21 protein-coding genes and 1 tRNA gene are annotated in these 22,583 nt (G+C 68.6%); 5 read left to right on the forward strand and 17 right to left on the reverse strand.

Translation table 11 applies throughout. The annotated features are described in order from the left end of the window. Positions 1-5 precede the first annotated feature (5 nt). The 4 genes from RQG77_RS09830 to RQG77_RS09845 all read left to right on the forward strand — a co-directional run bounded on the left by RQG77_RS09830 (position 6) and on the right by RQG77_RS09845 (position 7,505). The gene (locus RQG77_RS09830) at positions 6-2,927 is read left to right on the forward strand and encodes a DEAD/DEAH box helicase (RefSeq protein ID WP_311244562.1); all 2,922 of its coding nucleotides are present in this window, start codon (positions 6-8) and stop codon (positions 2,925-2,927) included. Positions 2,928-3,042: 115 nt separating this feature from the next. Continuing rightward, the gene (locus tag RQG77_RS09835; RefSeq protein WP_311244563.1) at positions 3,043-4,032 is read left to right on the forward strand and encodes a MoxR family ATPase; all 990 of its coding nucleotides are present in this window, start codon (positions 3,043-3,045) and stop codon (positions 4,030-4,032) included. A gap of 16 nt (positions 4,033-4,048) precedes the next feature. Then, positions 4,049-5,263 (forward strand): DUF58 domain-containing protein, encoded by a 1,215-nt coding sequence (locus tag RQG77_RS09840; protein WP_311244564.1) that lies wholly within the window; start codon positions 4,049-4,051, stop codon positions 5,261-5,263. After that, the gene (locus RQG77_RS09845; protein ID WP_311244565.1) at positions 5,250-7,505 is read left to right on the forward strand and encodes a DUF3488 and transglutaminase-like domain-containing protein; all 2,256 of its coding nucleotides are present in this window, start codon (positions 5,250-5,252) and stop codon (positions 7,503-7,505) included. Before RQG77_RS09840 ends, RQG77_RS09845 begins: the two co-directional genes overlap by 14 nt. A 21-nt stretch (positions 7,506-7,526) precedes the next feature. Here the strand turns inward: RQG77_RS09845 and RQG77_RS09850 are convergent, their stop codons facing one another. From RQG77_RS09850 to RQG77_RS09910, 13 genes are all read right to left on the reverse strand, one after another. Next, positions 7,527-8,417: a rhodanese-related sulfurtransferase gene (locus RQG77_RS09850; protein ID WP_311244566.1), complete on the reverse strand. Its 891-nt coding sequence runs from the start codon at positions 8,415-8,417 to the stop codon at positions 7,527-7,529. A gap of 56 nt (positions 8,418-8,473) precedes the next feature. Then, positions 8,474-9,208 carry a hypothetical protein gene (locus tag RQG77_RS09855; protein ID WP_311244567.1) on the reverse strand — a complete coding sequence of 245 codons (735 nt, stop codon included), beginning with the start codon at positions 9,206-9,208 and terminating at the stop codon, positions 8,474-8,476. Next, a complete protein-coding gene (locus RQG77_RS09860) occupies positions 9,205-9,933 on the reverse strand; it encodes an ABC transporter permease (protein WP_311244568.1) in 729 nt (242 codons plus the stop codon). The genes RQG77_RS09855 and RQG77_RS09860 overlap by 4 nt, the downstream gene beginning before the upstream one ends. Continuing rightward, positions 9,930-10,646 carry an ATP-binding cassette domain-containing protein gene (locus tag RQG77_RS09865; RefSeq protein ID WP_311244569.1) on the reverse strand — a complete coding sequence of 239 codons (717 nt, stop codon included), beginning with the start codon at positions 10,644-10,646 and terminating at the stop codon, positions 9,930-9,932. The genes RQG77_RS09860 and RQG77_RS09865 overlap by 4 nt, the downstream gene beginning before the upstream one ends. Before the next feature lie 2 nt (positions 10,647-10,648). Continuing rightward, positions 10,649-12,394 carry a daptide biosynthesis intramembrane metalloprotease gene (gene mpaP / locus RQG77_RS09870; protein WP_311244570.1) on the reverse strand — a complete coding sequence of 582 codons (1,746 nt, stop codon included), beginning with the start codon at positions 12,392-12,394 and terminating at the stop codon, positions 10,649-10,651. Then, positions 12,321-13,148 carry a daptide-type RiPP biosynthesis methyltransferase gene (gene mpaM, locus RQG77_RS09875; RefSeq protein ID WP_311244571.1) on the reverse strand — a complete coding sequence of 276 codons (828 nt, stop codon included), beginning with the start codon at positions 13,146-13,148 and terminating at the stop codon, positions 12,321-12,323. Before mpaM ends, mpaP begins: the two co-directional genes overlap by 74 nt. A gap of 67 nt (positions 13,149-13,215) precedes the next feature. Then, complete coding sequence (gene mpaA3 / locus RQG77_RS09880; protein WP_311244572.1) at positions 13,216-13,335, reverse strand: MpaA3 family daptide-type RiPP; 120 nt, start codon at positions 13,333-13,335, stop codon at positions 13,216-13,218. Positions 13,336-13,371: 36 nt separating this feature from the next. Next, on the reverse strand, positions 13,372-13,497 hold the full coding sequence (gene mpaA2, locus RQG77_RS09885; RefSeq protein ID WP_311244573.1) for an MpaA2 family daptide-type RiPP: 126 nt from the start codon (positions 13,495-13,497) through the stop codon (positions 13,372-13,374). Positions 13,498-13,533: 36 nt separating this feature from the next. After that, positions 13,534-13,668 carry an MpaA1 family daptide-type RiPP gene (mpaA1, locus tag RQG77_RS09890; protein WP_311244574.1) on the reverse strand — a complete coding sequence of 45 codons (135 nt, stop codon included), beginning with the start codon at positions 13,666-13,668 and terminating at the stop codon, positions 13,534-13,536. Continuing rightward, a complete protein-coding gene (gene mpaC / locus RQG77_RS09895) occupies positions 13,665-14,855 on the reverse strand; it encodes a daptide-type RiPP biosynthesis dehydogenase (protein WP_311244575.1) in 1,191 nt (396 codons plus the stop codon). Before mpaC ends, mpaA1 begins: the two co-directional genes overlap by 4 nt. Continuing rightward, complete coding sequence (gene mpaD / locus RQG77_RS09900; protein WP_311244576.1) at positions 14,845-16,110, reverse strand: daptide-type RiPP biosynthesis aminotransferase; 1,266 nt, start codon at positions 16,108-16,110, stop codon at positions 14,845-14,847. Before mpaD ends, mpaC begins: the two co-directional genes overlap by 11 nt. After that, positions 16,107-17,156 (reverse strand): daptide biosynthesis RiPP recognition protein, encoded by a 1,050-nt coding sequence (gene mpaB / locus RQG77_RS09905; RefSeq protein WP_311244577.1) that lies wholly within the window; start codon positions 17,154-17,156, stop codon positions 16,107-16,109. The genes mpaD and mpaB overlap by 4 nt, the downstream gene beginning before the upstream one ends. Beyond that, complete coding sequence (locus RQG77_RS09910) at positions 17,156-18,058, reverse strand: hypothetical protein (RefSeq protein ID WP_311244578.1); 903 nt, start codon at positions 18,056-18,058, stop codon at positions 17,156-17,158. The genes mpaB and RQG77_RS09910 overlap by 1 nt, the downstream gene beginning before the upstream one ends. Before the next feature lie 220 nt (positions 18,059-18,278). On the opposite strand from RQG77_RS09910, the gene RQG77_RS09915 reads away from it, so the two are divergent. Continuing rightward, positions 18,279-18,366 (forward strand) — tRNA-Ser (locus tag RQG77_RS09915). Between the two features lie 221 nt (positions 18,367-18,587). Here RQG77_RS09915 and RQG77_RS09920 read toward each other — a convergent pair. The 4 genes from RQG77_RS09920 to RQG77_RS09935 all read right to left on the reverse strand — a co-directional run bounded on the left by RQG77_RS09920 (position 18,588) and on the right by RQG77_RS09935 (position 22,563). Next, entirely contained in the window at positions 18,588-19,187 is a 600-nt protein-coding gene (locus RQG77_RS09920; RefSeq protein ID WP_311244579.1) for a GNAT family N-acetyltransferase, read from the reverse strand. Positions 19,188-19,217: 30 nt separating this feature from the next. Next, positions 19,218-19,853 (reverse strand): phosphatase PAP2 family protein, encoded by a 636-nt coding sequence (locus RQG77_RS09925; protein WP_311244580.1) that lies wholly within the window; start codon positions 19,851-19,853, stop codon positions 19,218-19,220. A gap of 30 nt (positions 19,854-19,883) precedes the next feature. Next, a complete protein-coding gene (locus tag RQG77_RS09930) occupies positions 19,884-21,248 on the reverse strand; it encodes a multidrug effflux MFS transporter (RefSeq protein WP_396653408.1) in 1,365 nt (454 codons plus the stop codon). A gap of 163 nt (positions 21,249-21,411) precedes the next feature. Further along, complete coding sequence (locus RQG77_RS09935; RefSeq protein WP_311244581.1) at positions 21,412-22,563, reverse strand: cystathionine gamma-synthase; 1,152 nt, start codon at positions 22,561-22,563, stop codon at positions 21,412-21,414. Positions 22,564-22,583: the final 20 nt, after the last annotated feature.

Below are 22,583 nucleotides of genomic sequence, written 5' to 3' on the forward strand. Positions count from 1 at the left end.
AGGTCATGGATCCCGCCACCACCTCTCCCCTGTCGACGTGGCGTTTCTCCGGCACTCTGCGCACCTATCAGGCCGAGGTCCTCGATCGGCTCGCCCCCGGCGGCGACGACCCGCTGCACATCGTGGCGCCTCCGGGCTCGGGAAAGACGCTGCTCGGTCTGCTGCTCGCCGCACGCGAGGGCCACCGGGCGCTCGTGCTGTCGCCGACCGTGACGATCCGCCAGCAGTGGATGCGCACCGCGGCAGAGCTGACGACCGACGCGACGACCGTCTCGGACGACCCCGAGCGCCTCGGGGATCTGACGGTGCTCACCTATCAGCTGCTCAGCGTCACCGGAGACGGCTCCCCCTTCGACGACCTCGCCCGTGCGGTGTGGACGGACGAGCTCGTCGCGAGCGGGCGCACCGAGGCGGATGCCGCGACCTGGCTCGCCGAACTCGCGGTCGACAACCCCGCGCGCCACCGTTCCGGCATCCGCAGTCGTGCGCGCCGACTGCGTTCGCGATTCACCCGTCAACGCCCCTCCGAGCTCGCCCGGGTGCTGCACCCGAACGCGGTCGCCCTGATCGACCGGCTCGTCGAAGCGGGTGTGCGCACCGTCGTCCTCGACGAATGCCATCACCTGCTCGATCACTGGGCGATCGTCGTGGCCTACCTCGCCGGACGCATCCGCGAGAACGGCACCGAGCCGAAGCTCATCGGCCTCACCGCGACCCTGCCGTCACCCGACGACGAGACCGAGTTCGAGAACTACAGCCACCTGCTCGGCGACGTCGACTACGAGGTGCCCACACCCGCGGTCGTGAAAGAGGGGCATCTGGCCCCGTATCGCGACCATGTGCTGTTCACCGAACCCACACCCGCAGAGGCCTCCTTCATCCGTCGGCACGAGTCCCTGCTGCATGACCTGATCAGGCAGGTGCTGTCGACGCCGGATGCGCTGTCGTATCTCGAGGAGCATCTGCAACCCTCGGACCCGCCCGGCAGTGCAGAGACGACGATCGATTCAGAGACTCCGCTCGCACTCCTCGACCGGGCGTTCTCGACGGACTTCGCCCTCACCCGATCGTGCGCCCTGGTGCTGCGCGAGGTCGCACCGCAGCATCCGCTCATTGCGGCGATCCCGCCCGCGCTGCTCGATCGCTGCACCACCGACGACCTGCTCACGGTGCTGTCGCGGTTCGCCCAGGCGAGGCTGCTCGCCGACCCCGCGGCGGTGCGCCAGTGGGAGTACGTGCGGCGGTCCCTCGCTGACTTCGGCTATGCCCTGACCGACCGGGGCATCCGACGCGGTCGCAACCCGATCGAGACCACGCTGGCGTTCTCGGCGGCCAAGGATCACGCCGCCGTCGAGATCCTGCACCGAGAACTCGCGGGGCCAGACGGCGACCGGATCCGCGCGGTCGTCGTGACCGATTTCGTCGAGCACGGCAATAACCGGGGACTCGCCGGGGATGCACCCGCAGGGGCACTGCGGACGTTCGACCTCCTCGCGGTCGATCCCGTCACGGCGAGACTGCGTCCGGCTCTGCTCACCTCGCAGCATCTGCGCGTCCGCACCGCCGATGCGGCCCACATCGCCGCCGCGCTGGGCGACCTGCTCGGCGAGCCCGTCGGCGTCGCAGAAGGCATCGGCCCCGTGCGCGATCTGCAGGTGCGTGCCGCCGGCAGCGGACGGGTGGTCGGTGCCGTGTCGGAGCTGATCCGCCGGGGCGACGTGCGGCTGCTCGTCGGCACACGCGGACTGCTCGGCGAAGGATGGGACTGTCCTTCGGTCAACACCCTCGTCGACCTCACCACCGTGGCCACGTCATCGGGCACCCAGCAGCTGCGAGGCCGCACTCTGCGGCTCGACCGCGCGTGGCCCGAGAAGGTCGCGCACAACTGGTCCGTGGTGTGTCTGATCCCGTCGCACGTCGACCTCGACGACGGCTCGGAGTCCGGTCGACTCCGCCGTCGGCATTCCCATCTGTGGGGTCTGAGCGCCGAAGGTGACGGCCGGATCGTCAGCGGTCTCGGGCATGCGCTCTCCCCGCCCGCCATCGAGGCGTGGGAGCGCGTGCTCGACAAGGACCCGTCGACCTCGATCGGGGATCTCGACGCCGTCCTGTGCGAGCGCTGGCCCTCTCGCAGCACGACCAGGGCGGAATGGCGGATCGGCGATGCCTATCGCCCTCAGGAGCGCGAGACGATCGCGGTCCGCCGGACCTCACGCGCGCCGCTGCTGCGCGCCGGCCAGACGGCGAGCGCCGGTGCTGTCGCCGGATTCGTCGCCGGCACCGCGGCGGTCGGCGCCCTCGTCGCCGTGGTGGCCGTCTCAGGGGTCTCCCTCGCTCCCGTTCTCGCGGTGGCGCTCGCGCTCGGCGGCGGTGCGGTGGCGGCGACGGCATCCGCACTGCGCATGCTCGTCCGCTCTCTGCGCGATCGCGCGCGGCCGGCCGAGATCTATCGAGGAGCGGCGGTCGCCGTCGCCCGCACGTTGCACGAGGCGGGCCGCATCGGACGCATCGACGAGTCCGCGATCACCGCGCGCCCTGACGGCAGCGACCCCACGCGGATTCGCATCGAGCTGGGAGGTTCCGCGGCCGACGCACGCACGATCGCGGATGCCGTCGAGGAGCTCTTCGCACCCGTGCGCACTCCCCGATTCCTGCTGCGCATCGACGCGGCCGGGCTGCCGAGGATTCGCGCGATCGAGCGCCTCGCCGACCGCCTCTCACCCGGACGCACGCTTCTGGCAGTGCCTCGCCTGATCGCGCGGCGGCGCGGAGACGCCGAGCGGTTCCGCGATCACTGGCAGACCCTGATCGGCACGTGCTCGCTGCACGAGCTGAACGGAGTGCAGGGACTCGCCCTGCTGCGTGTCGCCCGCAGCGCCGACAGCCGTGTGGACACCGCGGAACCGCGAGCGCGCGTCTGGGGCTGACCCGCGGACGCCTCCCCCTGCGTGGCGCCGACGATGGCCGGTTCCCACCCCATCCCGAGACAGCCGGGTTACGATCGGTTCACGCGCACCGCAGCGCCCACGCGAGAGGGAACGCATGCCAGAGAATCCGCCCCTGATCCCGGCCGTCGTCGACGCCGAGCAGTTCGCGGCGCAGACATCGGCCATCGTCGAGTCCGTCGGACGGGTGATCGACGGCAAGCCGGATGCCGTGCGGAGAGCGCTCGTCTGTCTGCTCGCCGAAGGGCACCTGCTGATCGAAGACGTGCCTGGCGTGGGCAAGACCATGCTGGCCCGCGCTCTGGCCGCCAGCGTCGACGCGACGGTCCGCCGCATCCAGTTCACCCCCGATCTGCTTCCGGGAGACGTGACAGGCGTCAGCGTCTACAACCCCGTCGACCGCGAGTTCGAGTTCAAGCGCGGAGCCGTGTTCGCGCACATCGTGATCGCCGACGAGATCAACCGCTCGTCCCCCAAGACGCAGTCAGCCCTGCTCGAGGCGATGGAAGAGGGGCAGGTCACCGTCGACGGCTCGACCCACATGCTCCCTGATCCCTTCCTCGTCGTCGCCACCCAGAACCCTCTCGAGATGGAGGGCACCTACGCGCTGCCCGAGGCCCAGCGGGATCGCTTCATGATGCGCATCTCGATGGGATACCCGGATGCCGCGGCCGAGGCCCTCATGCTGCGCCAACGCGACACGGTCAATCCGCTCGCCGCCGTGCGCGCCGTCGCCGATGCGGCATCGATCTCGGGGCTGATCGCCTGGGCCCGTTCGGTGCACGTCGCTCCCGCTCTCGAGGAGTACACGGTCGCGCTCGCCCAGGCGACCCGAGCCGACCCCAATCTGCACCTGGGCGCGAGCCCGCGCGCGACGCTGCAGCTGATCAGGGCGGCGAAGGTGTGGGCTGCGCTCGACGGCCGCGACTTCGTGATCCCCGACGACGTCACCGCGCTGATCGTCCCCGTGTTCGCGCACCGGCTGCTCCCTGCTCGTGGAGCGCATCGAGCCGGCGCGCAGCCCGTCGAGGCCGCGCTGCGGCAGATCGTCGAGCGCGTGCGGGTTCCCGTCACCGCGCGGTCCTGACCCGCTCCCCCTCGCCATGCATCGTCGTCGAACCCTCACCCTGCGCGGCACCGGTGCACTCATCGCCGGGCTCGGATGCCTGATCACGGCGAACATGCTCGGCGCGCCGATCCTCCTCTACATCGGCGTGCTCCTGCTCGCACTGACCGCGTTCTCGGTGCTCGTGGTGCGGCTGCCGCGGCGCTCGGGCTCGGTCGCACGACAGGTCTCTACCGATCTGCTGACGGTCTCGGAGACGTCTCGCGTCACCCTGCGTTTCACGCTGCGGGCCCTGCGCGTTCCTCGCGGCCTCTGGCGCGACGTGCTCCCCGACGCGGTGGCCGGTGACTCGGCGGGCGAGTACCCGTCCGAGACGGGCCAGCTCACCTACCTGATCACCGGGGTGCGTCGGGGCGTCTGGGCGATCGGGCCGCTGGTGCTCCGCACCGTCGATCCGTTCGGTCTCGCGCAGCGCGAACAGGAGTTCGGCGAGACCCGCACGGTGACGGTCGTGCCCGAGGTGTTCACGCTCGCGCCGCTCACCGTGAAGGTAGGGGCGGCCGGAGGCACGGCTCACACGTCGTCGAGCCGCCTGGGCCAGGGCAGCGACAACCTCTCACCGCGCCGCTACATCTCGGGCGACTCCATGCGCCGCATCCACTGGCGGGCTACCGCGCATCGGGGGCAGCTGATGGTGCGCCAGGAAGAGGAGGAGTCGAGCCCGGATGCGCTCGTCATCTTCGACCGGAGCTCCGCCCGCTGGGCTCGCCCCGGCGACGAGTCGGATCCCGCGTTCGAGAGGGCTGTGTCGATGTGCGCCTCCGTCGCGGTGCATCTCGCGCAGGAGGGGTACGGCGTCGACGTGATCGACAGCGCCGGGACGCTTCTTGGCGCACTCCGCGGCCACGAGGACGACCGCGACGGCCTGCTCGTCGCTCTCGCCCTCGTCGCGCCTCGCGGCGAGGCCCGCGACATCACCACCCTGGTCGGCGGCACTCCCCCCGGCCCGCTCGTCTACATCACCGGTGAGATCGATGAAGAGGATGCCGCGCTGCTGCGTCCCTCGGGCGCCGCCGCGCCGATGCTGTTCGCGACCGCGCCGCAGCCCGGGGCCGTGCAGGCGGCGGAGCAGCACGGCTGGCGCGTCGCGACCCTCGGCGATGACGTGACCGAGTCCTGGGAGGACGTCCTTCCCGACCGGGTCGGGCTCGGACCCGCCGAGCACCGGGGAGCAGCCGATGTCGCGGGTTGAGCGCGCGGCCGAGCGGGCGTCGCGGCTGTCCTGGCATCGGGAGCACGAGCTGCCCGTCGGCACCGTCCTGCCGTCGGTGCTGGCCGCGGGTGCGGGGCTCGTCGCGATGTGGCCCTACACCTCGGTCATCGAACCGGGCACCTGGTCGTTCGCGGTGCTGGTCGTGATCGTGGTCACCGCGCTCACCGGCATGACGATGCGCACGGTGATGCGCCGTCGCGCGGCCTGGGCTCGGGACCTCGTCACCATCGGAGTGCAGATCCTCGTCGCGATCGGCAGCGTGGTGCTGCTCGTGGCAGGCGACACCGCCGTCTTCGGGGTGATCCCCACCGATGCGACGATCTTCACCTTCCAGACTCTGGCGGCCTCCGCCTGGGAGGAGGTCATGTTCGGGTCCGCGCCGATCGCCGCATCACCGGGGCTCGAGGCGATGATGGGCATCGGATTCGCGGTGGTGGCGATCCTGCTCGATCAGCTCGTCGCTCAGCGGGGAGCGATCCTCGCGAGCCTGCTGACAGCCGTCGTGGGGTCGGTGCCGATGATCGTCACGCTCGGCGATGTGAACGTCGTGTGGTTCGTCATGCTCGGCATCCTGATCATCATCCTGCTGAGGTACACCGCGGCCCAGAACCCGGATTCCCCTCGGCGCACGTCCACCGCGGTCGCGGCGGGGGTCGGTGTCGCCGCTCTCGCGGTCACGGTCATCGTCGCGCCCGTCCTGCCGGTGTCGGCCAGCCTCGCCGGCACAGGCGTGGGCGTCACGGTCGACGCATCGCTGCGACTCGGCGACGACCTTCGCCAGCCGAACCCCGTCGAGGTGCTCACGATGGCGACGACGGCCGACACGGCGCCCTACCTGCGACTCACGACGCTGTCGGAGTTCGACGGACGCGTGTGGGAACCGGATCGCGGCGACCTGCAGTCCCTGAGCGACGGCTTCGGCGCGGACGAATGGGGCGAGGACATCGAGACGACCGACCAGAACACCTCGATCCGCGTGATCCGGATGTCGAGCTCCTGGTTGCCGGTGCCCTACCCCGCGACCAGCGTGCAGGGCATCACAGCGGGCTGGCGCGTGAGCACGGAGAACCGCACCATCACCTCCCGCACCGCGGATGCCGTCGGCAACGACTACACCGTCCGGTCGCTCGAGGTGGCACCCACACTCGAGCAGATCCGTGCGATCCCGGCCGCCGAGCCGATCGTCGATCCCGATGCGGAGCCCGTGGAGCTGCCCGCGGTGATCGCTGAGACGGCGGCGGAGGTCACAACGGATGCGACCAACGACTACGACCGGCTGATCGACCTGCAGTCGTGGTTCCGCAGTCAGTTCGCGTACTCGCTCGACACCCCGGTCGACGAGGGCTTCGACGGCACCGGAGCCGATGCGGTGGCGCAGTTCCTCGAGGTGCGCTCGGGATACTGCATCCACTTCGCGGGCGCGTTCGCGCTCATGGCCGAGAGCCTCGACATGGAGGTGCGCATCGTCGTCGGCTACCTGCCCGGCGTGCGCACCGACAACACCCGTGGCGATGAGGCCGTCTATTCGGTCTCGAGCGATCAGCTGCACTCGTGGCCCGAGGTGCTGTTCCCCGGGGTCGGTTGGGTGCCGTTCGAGCCGACCGCCTCTCTCGGCGTGCCGACCGCGTTCGCGGCAGGTTCCACGACGGGTGGCGGATCCGGCGGATCGACGCCGACCGCGCCCTCTGCCGCCCCCAGTGCGGAGCAGAGCTCGGGGCCGGTCATCGAGCGCGAGGACGCGGGTGACAACGCGGGTGCGAACGGCGAGCTGCGGCGTCTCGATCCGACGCCCGTCATGCTGACGACCCTCGGTGTGCTGGTGGCGCTGCTGCTGCCCGCGCTGATTCGCCTCGCGATCCGCGTCGCACGGCGTGGTCGGGCCAAGAGCGGTGACGCGGCCTCGGCCTGGACCGAGCTGCGGGCGACGATGCAGGACCTGCGACTCCCCCTCTCGGATGCGGAGACGCCGCGCATGCGCGGCGTCGATCTCGTCCGCGACAACGGCGTGGATGCCGACGCTATGCGCGCGCTCGTCGACGCCGTCGAGCGATCGAGCTACGCGCGACCGTCGTCAGATCGATCCGGCGACGTCGATGAGGCACTGGGCGAGGTGATCGTCCAGCTGCGGCGAAGCGTCGACCGTCGGACGCGCGTGCTGGCGTTCATTCTGCCCCGGTCGCTTTTCGCGAGTCGCAGGACCGACGTGCCGTTGGTCGTCTGAGCTGTCAGGCCGCGTGAGCCGTCAGGCTGCGTGCTGTTCGCAGCGCACGGCGTCGCAGGACTCGCACACCACGAACTGCGTGCGGCACGAGAGGTCGGGACAGTTCGCCGTGCGCTTGGTCGCGGTGCCGCATCCGACGCACTCTCCGATGACGGCGGCGTGATCGGAGAAGTCGACGGATCCGCGCTTGTCGAACACGTAGAGCGACCCCTCCCAGAGGCCGTCGTCGCCGTACTGCTCGCCGTAGCGGACGATCCCTCCCTCGAGCTGGTAGACCTCACCGAATCCGCGCGACGTCATCAGGCTCGAGAGGACCTCGCAGCGGATACCTCCGGTGCAGTACGTCACCACGGGCTTGCCCTTGAGGTCGTCGTATTCCCCGGAGTCGAGCAGCTCGACGAAGTCACGTGTGGTCTCGGTGTCGGGCACGACGGCTCCGCGGAAGCGGCCGATCTGCGCCTCCAGCGCATTGCGTCCGTCGAAGAACACGACGTCGTCTCCCCGCTCGCCCATGAGCTCGTGCAGCTGCTCGGGGGTGAGTCGCGTGCCGCCGCCGACGACCCCCTGCTCATCGACGCGCAGCTCGCCGGGCGCCCCGAACGAGACGATCTCGTCGCGCACCTTGACGCTGAGCTTCGGGAAGTCGATGCTGCGGCCGTCGGCGTCGACTCCGCTGCCCTCGCTCCACTTGATGTCGGCATTCTTGAACGGTGCGTACGACCGGAAGGACCGCGCCCACTTCTTGAGGGCCAGAAGGTCACCGCCGAGGGTGCCGTTGACTCCGTCTCTCGAGATCAAGAGCCGGCCCCGGAGCCCGAGCGCCTCGCCGAGGTCGCGCTGCCACACCCGGATCGCCTCGGGGTCGGCGAGCGGGGTGAACACGTAGAAGAGCACGATCTTGGGGGTTGCCACCTGGAGATTTTACGTCGACCTGAGGGGAGTCCTCCGCCGGAGCACGCTCGAGTCCTCTATGTCACATCGCGGGTGACGAACGAGACGCCCCCGGCCACGACAGCCGCGAGCACCCAGCCGCCCGCCACGAGAGCGGCGATCGGGCCGCCGAGCCTGTCGTCCGGCACGATCCCCACCGCTGAGAGATCGAACCGGAGGGCTTCGAGCATCGCGAGGAACGGAAGGTAGACGGCACCCTCTCTCCAGGCGATCGCCAGGAGCACTGCTCCGCTGAGGGACATCGGAACGACGAAGAGCGCGACGAGATGGGTCTGAACGATGACGCCCAGCCCCATTCCCCAGAGGCCCGATGCCGCGCCGAGCACACAGGTCTGTGCGACCGATGACCAATCCAGCGGAAGCCCCTCGCCGGCCAGGCGCAGCGCGGCGTGACCGCCGGCTGCTGCCGCGAGGGCGACCACCGCACCACCGACGGCTGCTCCGAACGCCCTGGCCAGATAGGTCGCACCACGCCGCTGCGACATGAGACGCTGAGCGATGACACCGTCGCGCCGATCGACGGTATACCGGAACGATCCGTAGACCGCCGCGAGAACCGCACCGTAGGTCGCGAGCACCGTCGCGAACGGCCCCGTGAGAGACGCTCGGACTTCCGGCGGCGCGTCGGCGAGCTCCGGAGGTATGTTCGCCACGACGGAGAGCGAGATCACGACTCCCGCGATCGCCACCCAGAGCAGGACGACGTCGCCGGCGAAGGCCCGCGCGTGGGCTCGAAGCACGCGACCGATCACACGCCCCTCCTGCTGCCCCTGAACCACGCGACGGCGACCAGCGCGACAGCCCACACGATTGCGATGCCGAGCGCTGGCGCGAAGTCGAGCAGACGGTCCTGATAGCCGGGAACGCTCACGGCAGCCAGGACCAACCCCGGCGAGAACCTGGCCAGCTCGGGCGCCGTGCGCAACAGAGCGAACTCCAGCACCATCGGGAGGACGAGGACGATCGCTGCCGTGACGTAGTAGTTTCGGGCGATCCAGCCGATGGCCCCTCCGATCAGCGCGCCGAGAACCACCCCCACCAGCGCCCCGCCATAGATCCGCCACGCATCCGAGGTGAGGGAGAGCGAGAGGCCGTTCCGCAGCAGGATGACGGAGACGCCGGCCGTCCAGAAGACGAAGATGCAGATCGAGACAGCGAGCGCGATGAGAGTGCCGGCGACGAGCTTTCCCGAGAATGCGCGTCGAAAGCCGACTCCGGTGAGCGTCCTGTCCATAGAGGCGTAGTAGCACTCGCGGGTCACGCCATACGCGCCGATGAACGCCGCAGAGACGGCGCACCAGGCGAGCGGCTCCAGGAGCCCTGCGGTGGCGGCGCCGGAATCGCGACCCTCGAGGTCGAAGCGCGAGCCGTCCGAGAACAGCACGAAAGCGGGCATCAGGACGGCGACGACATAGACCGCCAGGACGGAGGATCCGCTCACCGCCCGGACGACCTCACTGTGGATGATTCCCTTCATGAGGACGCTCCTTCGACCAGATCGAAATACTTGCTCTCCAACGTGTCGGCACCGTTCGTGACGAGGTCGCCGAGCTTCCCGGCGAAGAGCGCGCGCCGTTTGATGACGACCACCTCATCCACGACCTGTTCCAGCTCTGCGAGCTGATGACTGGCGATCAGCACCGTGCCACCGGTCTCCGCATAGTCGCGGAGGAACCGGCGCAGCCAGCGGATGCCGTCGGGGTCCAATCCGTTGGCGGGTTCGTCGAGGATGAGTGTCCGCGGGGAGCCGATGAGCGCGGCGGCCAGCCCGAGGCGCTGGGCCATCCCGGTGGAGAAGGTCTTCACGCGGCGACGGGCGTCTGCAGCGAGACCCACCTCATCGAGCACGGCGTCGACTCGACCACGCGGCGCGCCGGCCGCGAGGCGGCAGATCTCCAGATGCCTCCTCGCGGTGATCCCGCCCTCGAAACCGAATCCGTCCATGTGGACCCCCACGTGAGAGGCAGGGTCATCGAGTGCGGAGAACGGCATGCCGTCGATGATGGCGTCACCGCTCGTCGGCGTCAGCAATCCGACGAGCGTTCGCAGCGTCGTCGACTTGCCCGCGCCGTTGGGCCCCAGGAGGCCGACGATCGACCCGTACGGCACCACGAACGACAGGTCCTCGACCGCGGCCCGATCTCCGTACCTCTTCGTGAGCCCTCGAACCTCGATCGCGTGCGTGTTCATCTTCATTCCTTTCTCACCTCTCCGCTCTGGAGGGATGACAGTGGCAGCGCCACACCGGTCTCCCAGATCGCCTGCCACAGGTTCCTCGCTCCCAGCCCGACTCGGGCCTGCCCCGTCGCAGGTACGCTCGCTCTCTCGGAGGCCATGTCGACTCCGGCGACGATCACCCCCGCCACCGACGCGCCGTCGACCACCACGGGAATGAGCGCGTCCAGGGGAACCCTCCTCGGCTCCGGCGGCACGGACGTGACCACCCCTTCGCCGACATGATCATTCGCGAGAAGCCCGTTGCTCATCAGGACGACCTCGGCCCCCTCCGGCACGTCCGTCTCCAGGGCCTCTCCCGCCTGCAGAAGAACCACGGTGCCGCCGTGCGCCGCGAAGCCGAAGGTGGCTGTCACAGGCACGGTTATGACGACTCCGGTGATCACTATGGCCGCGGCCGTCGCGGCTGTCACCGACACGAATCGAAGCACCGCGACACCGGACACCAGCACTCTGTGCAAGGCCCGAGAGAGGATCACGAGGCCCGTGAGAAGCGCCGCCGCTTCGAGCATGACGACGAGCACACCGACGATCGGCCCCCCGCCGGCGAGCGCCTGGGCTATTCGAGACAGCGCCACGACCACCAGCACCACGGGGGCCGTGAAACTCGCGAGCCCGAAGGGCACGCTCCACCACCGCTCGAGGCTCTTGCTCGTCCGCCGTCCGCCGAACAGGGCTCGGGTCAAGAAGGCCGACCCGTCACGGATCGCCCGCGCCCTGAGGTTCGGTTCGTCGAGAGCGCACATGAGCGCGATGTATCCGTCGAATCTCACGAACGGGATGAGGTTGATGAGGACGATGGCGGCGCAGGAGACCGCGAGAAGCAGCACGGTCCGACGAAGCGTGGAGGGTGGCAGCATGAACGCGACGATGAGCGCGATCGCACTCACGGAGGCGTGCACAGCCGGTCCTGCCAGGGCCACGGCCACGCGATGGCGGCGATCGGAGAGTCGCCACCCGTCGGTCACATCCACGAAGAACGCGGGGCTGAGATAGAACAGCATGAATCCCGCACGGCGCGGTCGGCCGCCGAACCTGGTGAGCGTTATCCCATGGGCGCTCTCGTGGAGGGCTGTCAGCAGCGAGAGCACTGCGAGCAATGAGATGAAGCCGACGAGCGGCACCGGCGTGGTGAGCACCTCGTGCAGCTCCTCAGCCTGATGCACTGCAGCGAGAAATCCGGAGCAGACGAGGACCGCGACGGCGAGCGTCGAGGCTCGGAGGGGGATCGGGACGATCAGCCGAGCCAGACGGTCGAAGATGACGGGCGCGCGAAGCGTCGCGAACTGCAGCGTGAACGGGGGTCGGTAGACGATTCTGCCGGGTGGGGGCTTCGCCTCGCCTCCGAGGAGCCCACCGACCTGAAAGCGCTGGACCAGACGGAGAAAGCCCTCCGACGACTCGGCGGCGGCGAAGCGCAGGCGCAGGTCGCGAATCGGCGTCTCGCCGTTCATCGCTTTCAACAGCTCGATGGTCGCCTCGGAGACCCTCGAGGAAGGCACCCCGTCGAGCATTGCGATCCAGGGTCCGGCGTCGGCGGCTCGCTCGAAGGAGACTCCGGGCGCGAGACGCGGGCATCCATCGGCGCTGAGGACGACCGACGTCGAGGAATCCCGTCGGCGGGAGAGGCTAGTCGGACGCATCGCGGCCCCCGGCGTCCGACGTCCCCGCCCACGTCGTCGTGAGCAGGAGAATCTCGTCATGCCCCGTCGTCCTGACGGGAGAGATGACAGGAGCGGCGAAGCCTGCGTCGATGAGCTCTCGTGCGAGCGTGTCATGGCCGAGGACTCGCAGTCGGCTCGTGAGCACCGTCGCCTCGCTGCCTTCCGTCAGGTCGGCGACACGAACCCAATTGACCACGCGTTCGGCGCCGCCCTCCTCCATCTGCTGCGAGAAGAGGTAGATCTCCTCCCCGTCGGGCCCGGGTATCGTGACCGCCCGATCCGTCGACATCGAGAGGCTCGCGGCAGAGCCACCGCCTGCAACGGTCATGGCGAGAACACCTCGAGCGGCGAGGTGGCGTCGCACGTTCGCGTAGAAGAGTGATCTGCCCACCCGGTCGAGCAGAGTGATGGAAGTCGCGCCGATGATCACGAGGCCGAACCGCCGGCCCAGCGCGAAGTCGCGCATGTCGCCGACGACACACTCGAGCATCGGATGGTCCGGCACCGCACGGCGAAGGCGCGAGAGCATGTCCTCGGAGAGGTCTAATGCCGTCACCCGTCTACCCGATCTCACCAGAGGTATCGTCAGTCGCCCGCTCCCGGCGCCGATGTCGAGAATCGGCCCTTCGACGCCTCGCGCGAGCGCCAGCATCTCTCTGATCTCCGCACGGTCAGACCCCACCAGCCTGTCGTAGAACTCGGCACCGTCGCCGGTGTAGAGGTCCTGTTCCTTCGGCACCGCTCCGACCATTTCGAATCTCGCCGATACGGCCTCGGTGATCAGACTCGACATATTGCATTTACCTCTCTGCCAGGAGCATCAGGGTGCGGGTGTGTCATCACCCACCCGCACCCCTTGATCAGGTTGCGATCGCTGCCGCACTGCCGATGATGGCGATGATGTAGCTCGCGTGCTCCCACCACTCGAGTGGGGCATCGATCTGTTCGAGTTCGAGGAACTCGAGCGAATCCGTCTGCATGTCATACCTCCGTGAAGGCACCTTGCGAAGGTGCCGCTATGTCAGGGCGAAGATGCCGATGATCACTCCCACAGCGAATCCACGCGTGAAATCGAGGGCGTCATCGAGCGCCTCCATGGACTCGAGTTCTTGGAACTCGAGCGTCGGTGTTGCTGATCGCATGCTCACCTCCTTCCTGTTTCATTTGTCTGCTCGCGATCACGTCGCTGCAGCCGCGCCGATGCCGATCAGCACCAACGCGCCGAGTACGCCCTTGTAGAAGCTGTCCCAACTGGGGGCATCCATCGCCTCCAGTTCTTGGAACTGAAGCTGTGGTCCGGCGCTTTCGATCATTGATTCACCTCCTTCCGCACCTTGGACGATCGGTCGGGATGACCGAACGGCTGAGAGCTCCATGACGAGTCACGGAGAAGATCGGAGAAGTCCGCTGCGACGAGACCCGCGAGCATCGGGTGACGATTCGCCCAGGCTCTCTCTGTGACAGCGGCGATGCGCGCGACGGCCCGAGGAGTCGGGCGTGGCGGAGCCGGGATCTGCCAGCGATCGATGAGGGCGGCGATGCCCGACGGCGGGTCGAGCGGAAGCGCGAGCCCACTCGCTGTCGTCGTCCAGAACTCTTCGAGGCTCCGTCGATCTCCCCAGCGTGGGTCTCCCGCGCAGATCCGACGCCAGACGGCGGCGATGATCGCCGCTGTTGCGACCATTTTGCGCACTTCCAGCGCGAAGGACACCTCGTTCGCGATGTACCAGTGACGGGCGCTGTAGGGGTCGCTCCCCCGCAAGGCCGCCGTTCGCTGGGTCGCTGCGCTCAGACGCGCGAGGCGCAGTCGTGAGCCCGGAGCCGTGTCACCCCGGCTCGCCGTGTCGAGAAGCGCGCTGCCGAGAGCGATCGCATCGCATTTCGCCCTGGTGGTCCTCCGCGGGCTCGTCGAGGCTCCGGCCAGACGGAGGAACGCCTCCATCGCCCCCTCTCGGACGGCCACCGGCGACAGGGTCATCAGATTGCGCGCATCGATGATGGCGTGGCGCGGCCTCAGCGAGCGACCGATGATGAGCCGGTGGCCACTCTCGTTCCTGAGGATGCCGACGCTGTTCGTCTCCGACGAGGTGCCCAATGTCGTCGGCACCGCGATGACTTCCACAGGCGGCGGCGCATCGGGCAAGAAGGTCAGTGCCGACTTCGCCGCGCGTTCGATGGCGAAGTCGAACGTCCGCCCGGGAGCAAGCACGAGCGCGGCGATCTTGCTGGCGTCGAGGATGCTCCCCCCGCCCACCGCGATGATCACGCCCGGCTTCCGAAGAGCGATCTGCTCCGCGATGGAGACGAGAGAGGTGACGTTCACGGAACGAGCGTCGACCACGATCGTCGTGGGCGGACTCCCCGAGAGAACCGGTGTGGGAGTCGACGAGTCCACGATCGCAAGCGCCTCCCGGCCAGCGGTGAGCCGATCGGTCATCTGCCGCGTGATCCCCTGACCGTGCCAGAGCGTCGGAACCCGTGCCGCGAGCTCAGCACTCATGTCGACGCTCCCGCATCTGCGTCAACCCGGCGCGCACTGCCGAATCCGTCTCGCGAAGCTCGGTCGAGGTGAATCCGTACGCCGGGATCAACGCGATCGCGCTGGGGCCCGGCTGCACCAGCACTCCGTGATCCGCGATCTCGGAGACGACTCGAAGCACCTCCGTACCCGACAGCGGGTTCGCGTCGCTGTCGCGCAGGGCAAGCCCCAGGAAGCACCCGGCGCCCGTCACGTCGGTGATCAGTCCGTCCGACTTCAGCGTCGCCGCCAGGCGCGATAGATCGCGTCCGAGCGCCGCCGTGGTCGAGTCCACATCGATGCGGTGCAGCTCGTCGATCACTGCGGTGACAGCCGCCGCGCACGCCGGGGTACCGGCCTGCGTCTCACCGTGGACGAACGTCCAGCCGCCACGCGCGAACGCCGACGAGACACGGGGCCCGACGAGGATCGCGGCCGCGCCCGCCGCACCGTTCGTCAAGGCTTTCGACAGGATCAGCACATCGGGTGCAGCGCCCCATCCGTCGGTTGCGAACATGCGTCCGGTGCGGCCGAACCCTGTCGCGACCTCATCGGCGACGACAAGGAACCCGTAGTGCTCGCGCAACGCGAGCAGCCGCGAGACGAACGTCTCCGACAGTGCGTGTGCGCCGCTGCCCAGGACGGGTTCGACGACCACCGAGGCCACTCGGTGCCCTTCGCGACGCAACAGCGCCTCGAGTTGCTCTCCCTCGTCGTCGTAGGACACGTGCCTCACCGACCTGCGGTCGACGGAATAGACGGATTGAAGAAGATCGTCGCCACTCGAGGCGTGGCTGCCGTACATGGTGCCGTGATAGCTGCCCGTCAGCCCGACGACGAGAGAGCGCGACCCTGCTCCTTGGTGAGACCAGTACTGTCTTGCCAACTTCATCGCGGCGTCGTTCGCCGCTCCGCCCGAGGTCGAGAAGATGACGCGACTGTACCGGTGCGGGTTCGCGAGCTCGATGAGCGCGTCGGCCGCGTCTTCGGCATATCGATGCGGCGCTCGGAAGAGGGACAGGTAGGACGCATCGTGCATGGCCCGGTCCACCGCTTCGGTCACCGCCGGGTTGCCGAAACCGAGAGGGACGTTCCACAGTCCGCTCGTCGCGCAGAGACGTGTGGATCCGTCTGCGAACTCGATGCGGTTTCCGACAGCGCCGACCGCGACTCGATCCGGCGTGAAAGTGGCGTCTGCCGGAAGCATCGAGGGCCACAGTGCATGCGGAGAGCTCACGTTCGGACGCCGTGTGCGGCGCACGCCGCGTCACTCGGCGTGCCGAGGTGGATGTCGAGTGCATCGACCGCTCCGAGGCACAGCCCACGCGCATCACCGGCATCGATGTCGAGTTCGCAGGAGACACGATCGGCCGCGAGCTCGGCTGTCGTCGAGGTCTGGACAGCAGTGACCACGGTGGCGGTCGTCGGAGACAGAAGCCGGCGCCGCAGGGTGGTGAGGTCGGCGAGCACGAAGCCGTCTGCCGTATCGAGAAGGAACGGATCCCTCATTCGAGGTTCGGCATCCGCACGGCCATCTTCACCGGGGCACCAGCCGAAGCCCGCGATCTTCGCGGCACCGTTCGCCAAGCGCATCGTCTTCATGAGGTCTGTCGCGTTGAGGTAGCGCCCGATCCGTTCGCGGCAGATGAGGTCTGAGGGGCCCGCCGAGCCCCCCGTCGCAGCTCCGAGCATCGCCGCAGGCGGCATCGGGACCGTCAGCAGCTCTCTCAGTTCGTCGACGCCGCCGAGGGGTTCGCCCCGCACGCCGATGCTGACCGTGCCGTCCGCGCTCAGCCTGATGGCGCTCGGAGTCCCGAGTCCCTTCGGACCGACCAGTGCACGGCGATTCGCCAGCAGCACGCGCTGATCGATCAGGGCCGACGGGAACACTCCTGTGCGTCGTGCGAGTGCCGCATCGTCGAGAAAGGCCTGCGCACTCGGTTCGTCGAAGAGGCCGACGACCGTGGGGCCGATGATCTGGACGAACGCCGCGGCGACGTAGTCTTCGACTTCGACGGCCCGCTCTCCGAGGAAGAGGGCGTCGCCGATCTCGTTCAGCGCTCCGCTGTAGCGGAAGGAAGGCGCGCGGCCGCCCCACGGCCCGCTGTCGACGGACAGAAGAACCGCATCATGGTCGCCCGCGACATCGGCGACGACAGTCGGGCTTGCGCCGCTCTCGACCATGAACACGCGCGAGAATGCATCCGGTTCTCCCGTGATCCACTCACGCAGTGCCCGTGCTCCGACGAGATCAGATCCGGTGCGTGCCCTCTCGCGCCCCATCAGAGACCCTCGTGTCGAGCCGATGAGGTGTCGACACCCGACCGCTTCCGCGGGCGTGGCATCCTGGCGCCGAGCAGCTGCCCGACGTGCCGGTGGATGAACGGGACGAGTTCCGTGTGCTCGCCCGCATCCGCGCGAGTGAGCAGCTTCGTCATCACGTAGAGCTGCGAGATGACGCCGCCGTCGGACTCGAGATCGCCGCGAAAGCGTCGTGCAACCTGGTCGGCGGCGTGACGTACCGCGAGCGAGTGGCCGAGCAGGAAGGCCGCGTCATAGCCGCGTGGCGCGAGGCCCCAGGCCTCCCAATCGGCGATCGCGAACGGTTCGCGGTGAAGATTGTTCCAGTGCAGGTCACCGTGTGCGGGCAGCCACTCGCGGGGGTCGATGTCCAGGTCGATCCCGAAGAACACCGTGATTCGTCGACGCATGGTTTCGGGGTCCAGGACTCGCCGCTCGGTGGATGTCTCAGCGAGAGCTCCGAGACTGCGCTCGAGCTCTTCCCACCACCCGTCGTCGAGACCGGGGTTCCGTTCGAGGACTGCCGTCGATGCGCAGGCCCGGCCCGGTAGAAGACTCATGAGCTCGGCGCGATAGACCAGCGGGCCTTCTTCCCACGCACGCGCATCCAGCACCCGCGGCTTGGCCACGCCCCGGATCGACGTCGCGTCTCGATTGCCGGTCCACCAGTCCCCCTGCGCCTGCTCGCGGCGCGCCCACACCACGCGAAGCCACTGTCGCGATCCTGCATGCTCGACGGCTGATCCGATCGAGCGATCGCGCCATCCGAAGCGGACCCGCCCGATCGCGTCGAGCCCGAGGTCGGCCAGCGCCCTCGAGTGCGCCATGCGCAGTGCTGTGCGCAGTGCGGTGCTGGGCGAGATCGCCATATCGACCGTGGTCATCAATTCCTCCGAAGATCATCCGTTAGCGGCAGTCTTGATCACGTATGACTGCATAACGTCTTCTTATGAAGGTAGATACCTGGTGGTGAGCCTCGCAAGACCACCGAGAATCGCATACCGGTGCGACGGAATCTCGGCCCTGGCTGCCGCGGGTGGCGACTCCTTGCCGCCTGGTCGTAGGCGGTCCGCGCGATCGGATAGACTGTTCAGGTTGTTCCTTGGTGACGTGTCCGAGCGGCCGAAGGAGCACGCTTGGAAAGCGTGTGTTGTGCAAGCAACCGCGGGTTCGAATCCCGCCGTCACCGCCAAAAAGCATGAAGGGTCTCCGCGCCAGCGGGGGCCCTTCATGCTTTTTATCGAGCACCGTGGGATTCGGGGAAGAGCGAGCGCAGCGAGCACCGGAGTCCCGCCGTCACCGCCAACCCACAGCCGCACAGATCACCCGGCCGCCGTCACCGCCGCAGCCGCAGCCGCAGCCCACAGGCCACAGGCCACAGGCCACAGGCCACAGGCCACAGGCCACCGAGGTCTAGCTGAACCGCACTCCGTAGCTCTGTCCGCCCGGCTCAGCCGGCAACGGCGTCATGCCGAGTCGCTCGTAGAAGGCGGCGGCACCCGTGTTCTTCGGGTCCATGCCCAGGTGCAGTCCGCGCACTCCACGGCGGCTGAGCTCGGCGAACAGCGTCTCGATGAGCGCGCGTCCGAGTCCCTGCCCCTGCGTCTCGGGCAGCAGGTCGATGTGCAGGTGCGCCGGGTACTCCTCCGCATTCGCGTCGCGCCCCGGCGCCTGGCTGTACCCGTGCTCGATCATCCGCTCTTCCCGGGTCGTGGGCTCGGCCGCACGCGGGTATCGCTCCTGCAGCGTCGGCCACCACTCGTCACGGAACCAGGTGGCGAAGGCCTCCGTGTCGTCGGTCGCGACGATGTAGCCGATCACGCGCTCGTCGTCTGTCTCGACCACCCACGCGAGGTCCGGATGCCGTTCGGCGTAGGGCACCGCGAAGAGGTCTCCCCAGAGGGAATCGTCCGAGAAGATCCCGGTCGCGTCAGCGCCGGCATCCGCGGTCCTCATGCACACCTCGTACAGAGCTGCGCGGTCGGACGGACGATACGGGCGGATGCGAGACACGACGGCTCCTCGGTGAGTGGGTGTGTCCCGTCAGCCTATCGGCGCGGGTGCCTCCGCTCGGCGCGACGCCGACTGCACCCACGGCAGCATCACGGAGCCCAGCACCAGCACCACGCCGGCCCCGACGAGTGCACCGCCGAGTGTGTCCGTGGCCCAGTGGACCGAGAGCAGCGTACGGGAGATGGCCATCGCGAGGACCCACAGGATGCCGAGGATCGCCGTCCACACGCGCGGGAACACGAGCCACAGCACGACAGCGATCGTCGCCGCGTTGGCGGTATGCCCCGAGGGGAACGACCCGTAGTCGCTCACCACGATCATGTCCTCCGGGCGTGCACGCCCGAACAGCTGCTTGAGCAGCTGCACCGCTCCGGCACTGGCGAGGAATGCCACGGCGGCGAACACGGCCGCACGCCATCGCCGGGCGAGCAGCAGGGCGATGATCATCAGGACCGGCACGAGGATGATCGCGACCCACCCGCCGCCGATGTCGTTGAGGATCAGCGCGAACGACAGCATCCACTCAGCGCGGTACGTGCTGATCGTCTCGTTCCACCAGGTGTCGAACCCCGGCGGCTCGGTGTACCCGAACACGATCGCCGCCCCGAGGAGCGTCGCCGCGACGAGCATCCCTATTCCCCACCACAGCAGCGTTCGTCGTCTCATCGAACCATTCTGCCGGGTGGATGCTGAATATCAGGGAGCCAGCATGCCGACAGTCCGGGGGCGCACGATCAGCCACAGCGACAGGACGCCGATCGCCGCGCATCCGACCATGACGGAGGCCATGGTGGTCGCGGTGATTCCCGCCCCCTGGGAGACCCAGCCGACGACCGGCGAGATCAGCCCCGCGACACCGAAGTTGGTGGCTCCGATCACGGATGCCGCGGTCCCCGCCGCCTTGCCGTGTCGGTCGAGCGCGAGCACCTGCACGTTCGGGAACGTGAATCCGCAGGCCGTCATGAAGACGAACAGCGGGACGACCGTGCCCCAGAGGCCGAGACCCAGCTGATCGGTGACGATGATCGCCGCTCCCGCGAGCAGCAGCACCGCAGTGGAGTAGGCCATGACCCACTGCGGACCGAAGCGCGCGGCGAGGCGCGAAGCCGTCTGCACACCCGCGACGACGCCCAGCGAGTTCACGGCGAACAGGAGGCCGTACTGCTGCGCATCCAGTCCGTGCGTCTGCTGGAACAGGAACGGCGAGGCGGAGAGGTACGAGAACAGACCCGAGAACGTCATGCCGCCGATGATCAGCACGCCGATGAAGACCCGGTCGGAGAACACCGAGCGGTAGCGCTGCAGGACGGTCGCGCCGCCCTTCTCCTGCCGGCGGGCGATGGGGAGCGTCTCGGGGATGAAGACGATGGCCGACACGAGCATCACGACGCCGTAGAGCGCGAGCACGACGAAGATCCCGCGCCAGGGCATGAGGGTGAGCAGCCACGAGCCGATCAGCGGAGCGATGACCGGTGCCACGCCCGATACGAGGGCGAGGCGCGACAGCATCACGACCAGGCGGCGTCCGCCGAACAGGTCGCGCACGATCGCCATCGCGACGACACCACCGGCGGCGGCGCCGACACCCATGAGAACGCGAGCGCCGCTGAGCAGGGGCAGCGTCGGGGCGTAGGCGGCCGCGGCACTGGCCAGCACGTGCAGCGCGGTCACGGCGATCAGAGGGATGCGGCGTCCGACCTTGTCGCTGAGCGGACCCACCACGAGCTGCCCGAGCGCGAAGCCGATCATGGTGCCGGTCAGGGTGAGCTGGATCGCCGCGGCCGTGGTCTCGAAGTCCTGCTCGAGCACGGGGAATGCGGGCAGATAGAGGTCGATCGTGAACGGCCCGAGTGCGGTGAGCGCACCGAGCAGCACGATGTACAGCGCGCGGCGGCCGTTCGAGATCGAGTCACCGGGGTGCAGCATGATCGGCGCCGTGGCGGGGTTCGATCCGAGGGTGCGGATCGCGCCCGTGGACGACGGGATGCGGATGCTGCCGGTGGCCGTCCGCTCGGTGGCGGAGGTCGTCGGGATGGAGTCAGTGCGTGGAGCGTCGGGCACGACGGTCCTTCCGGAGTTCGAGGGGGATCAGGTCGAGTCGCGAGAGCGGTCGAATCGTCGATAGATTCTCGAAACGATTCGATCCGGGCGAAGTCTCCATGTTACAGCCCGCCGGACCGCCGGTGCAGCCCGGGCGCACTCTCCCCTGCATGCCGAAGAAGAGTCAGCGGAGCCGCGTGAGCCCCTGCTCGAGATCGGCGAGCAGATCGTCGACGTCCTCGATGCCCACCGAGAGGCGCACGACATTCTCGGGCACGGCGAGCTCGGTGCCGCGCACAGATGCGTGCGTCATGTCCGGCGGGTATCCGATGAGCGACTCGACCCCGCCGAGCGACTCGGCGAGCTGGAAGAGCTCGGTCGACTCGGCGAACGACTTCGCGGCCGCAGCTCCCGCGGACAGGCCGAGCGAGAGCATCCCGCCGAATCCGCTCATCTGGCGAGCAGCGATGTCATGGCCCGGGTGCGAGGCGAGACCCGGGTAATACACGGTGGCGAACTCGGGGCGGGATGCCGCCCATTCGGCGATCGCCAGCGCGTTCTCGGAGTGCTGACGCACCCGCACCGCGAGGGTCTTGATGCCACGCGTCGTGAGCCACGCATCGAGCGGAGCCGACACCGCACCGACGGCGAACTGCTGGAACTTGATCTGCTCGTAGAAGCGGTTGTCCCCGAAGACCACGGCGCCGCCGAGCACATCCGAGTGCCCGCCGAGGTACTTCGTGGTGGAGTGCACGACCAGGTCGGCCCCGAGCGACAGGGGCTGCTGCAGCGCGGGCGACGCGAAGGTGTTGTCGACGACCGCGATCGCCCCGGACGCGTGCGCGATCTCGGCGATGAGCGCGATGTCGACGATCTTCAGCAGGGGGTTGCTCGGCGTCTCGACCCAGACGATCTTCGTCTCGGGGCGGATGGCCGCGCGCAGCGCGTCGGCATCCGACAGCTCGACCGTGGTGGTCTCGATGCCCCACGGCGCGAGCACCCTGGTGAGCAGACGGTACGTGCCGCCGTAGACGTCGTTGCCGAGCACGATGTGGTCGCCCGGCTTCAGAATGCCGCGCAGCAGCGCGTCTTCCGCGGCGAGGCCCGAGGCGAACGACAGCGCGTTCGCACCCCCTTCGAGAGCGGCGAGCTGTGTCTCCAGCGACGAGCGCGTCGGGTTGCCCGCACGGTTGTACTCGTATCCGTCGCGGAATCCGCCGATGCCGTCCTGCACATGCGTGGAGGCCTGGTAGATCGGCGGGATGATCGACCCGGTGGTCGGGTCAGGCGCCTGACCTGCGTGGATGGCTCGGGTGGCGAAAGCATGCTCGGACATGTCTCTCAGCCTACGTCGAC

The sequence above is a fragment of the Microbacterium sp. WCS2018Hpa-23 genome, from assembly GCF_031843845.1.
Lineage (GTDB): Bacteria > Actinomycetota > Actinomycetes > Actinomycetales > Microbacteriaceae > Microbacterium.

Coding starts and splice junctions, on each gene's coding strand:
- mpaM (WP_311244571.1), bottom strand. CDS start 13,148: ATGTCGAGTCTGATCACCGAGGCCGTATCGGCGAGATTCGAAATGGTC.
- RQG77_RS09865 (WP_311244569.1), bottom strand. CDS start 10,646: ATGAACACGCACGCGATCGAGGTTCGAGGGCTCACGAAGAGGTACGGA.
- RQG77_RS09835 (WP_311244563.1), top strand. CDS start 3,043: ATGCCAGAGAATCCGCCCCTGATCCCGGCCGTCGTCGACGCCGAGCAG.
- RQG77_RS09845 (WP_311244565.1), top strand. CDS start 5,250: ATGTCGCGGGTTGAGCGCGCGGCCGAGCGGGCGTCGCGGCTGTCCTGG.
- mpaP (WP_311244570.1), bottom strand. CDS start 12,394: ATGACGAGATTCTCCTGCTCACGACGACGTGGGCGGGGACGTCGGACG.
- RQG77_RS09840 (WP_311244564.1), top strand. CDS start 4,049: ATGCATCGTCGTCGAACCCTCACCCTGCGCGGCACCGGTGCACTCATC.
- RQG77_RS09935 (WP_311244581.1), bottom strand. CDS start 22,563: ATGTCCGAGCATGCTTTCGCCACCCGAGCCATCCACGCAGGTCAGGCG.
- RQG77_RS09860 (WP_311244568.1), bottom strand. CDS start 9,933: ATGAAGGGAATCATCCACAGTGAGGTCGTCCGGGCGGTGAGCGGATCC.
- mpaB (WP_311244577.1), bottom strand. CDS start 17,156: ATGGGGCGCGAGAGGGCACGCACCGGATCTGATCTCGTCGGAGCACGG.
- mpaA2 (WP_311244573.1), bottom strand. CDS start 13,497: ATGCGATCAGCAACACCGACGCTCGAGTTCCAAGAACTCGAGTCCATG.
- mpaA1 (WP_311244574.1), bottom strand. CDS start 13,668: ATGATCGAAAGCGCCGGACCACAGCTTCAGTTCCAAGAACTGGAGGCG.
- RQG77_RS09830 (WP_311244562.1), top strand. CDS start 6: ATGGATCCCGCCACCACCTCTCCCCTGTCGACGTGGCGTTTCTCCGGC.
- RQG77_RS09910 (WP_311244578.1), bottom strand. CDS start 18,058: ATGACCACGGTCGATATGGCGATCTCGCCCAGCACCGCACTGCGCACA.
- mpaA3 (WP_311244572.1), bottom strand. CDS start 13,335: ATGCAGACGGATTCGCTCGAGTTCCTCGAACTCGAACAGATCGATGCC.
- RQG77_RS09925 (WP_311244580.1), bottom strand. CDS start 19,853: ATGAGACGACGAACGCTGCTGTGGTGGGGAATAGGGATGCTCGTCGCG.
- mpaC (WP_311244575.1), bottom strand. CDS start 14,855: ATGAGTGCTGAGCTCGCGGCACGGGTTCCGACGCTCTGGCACGGTCAG.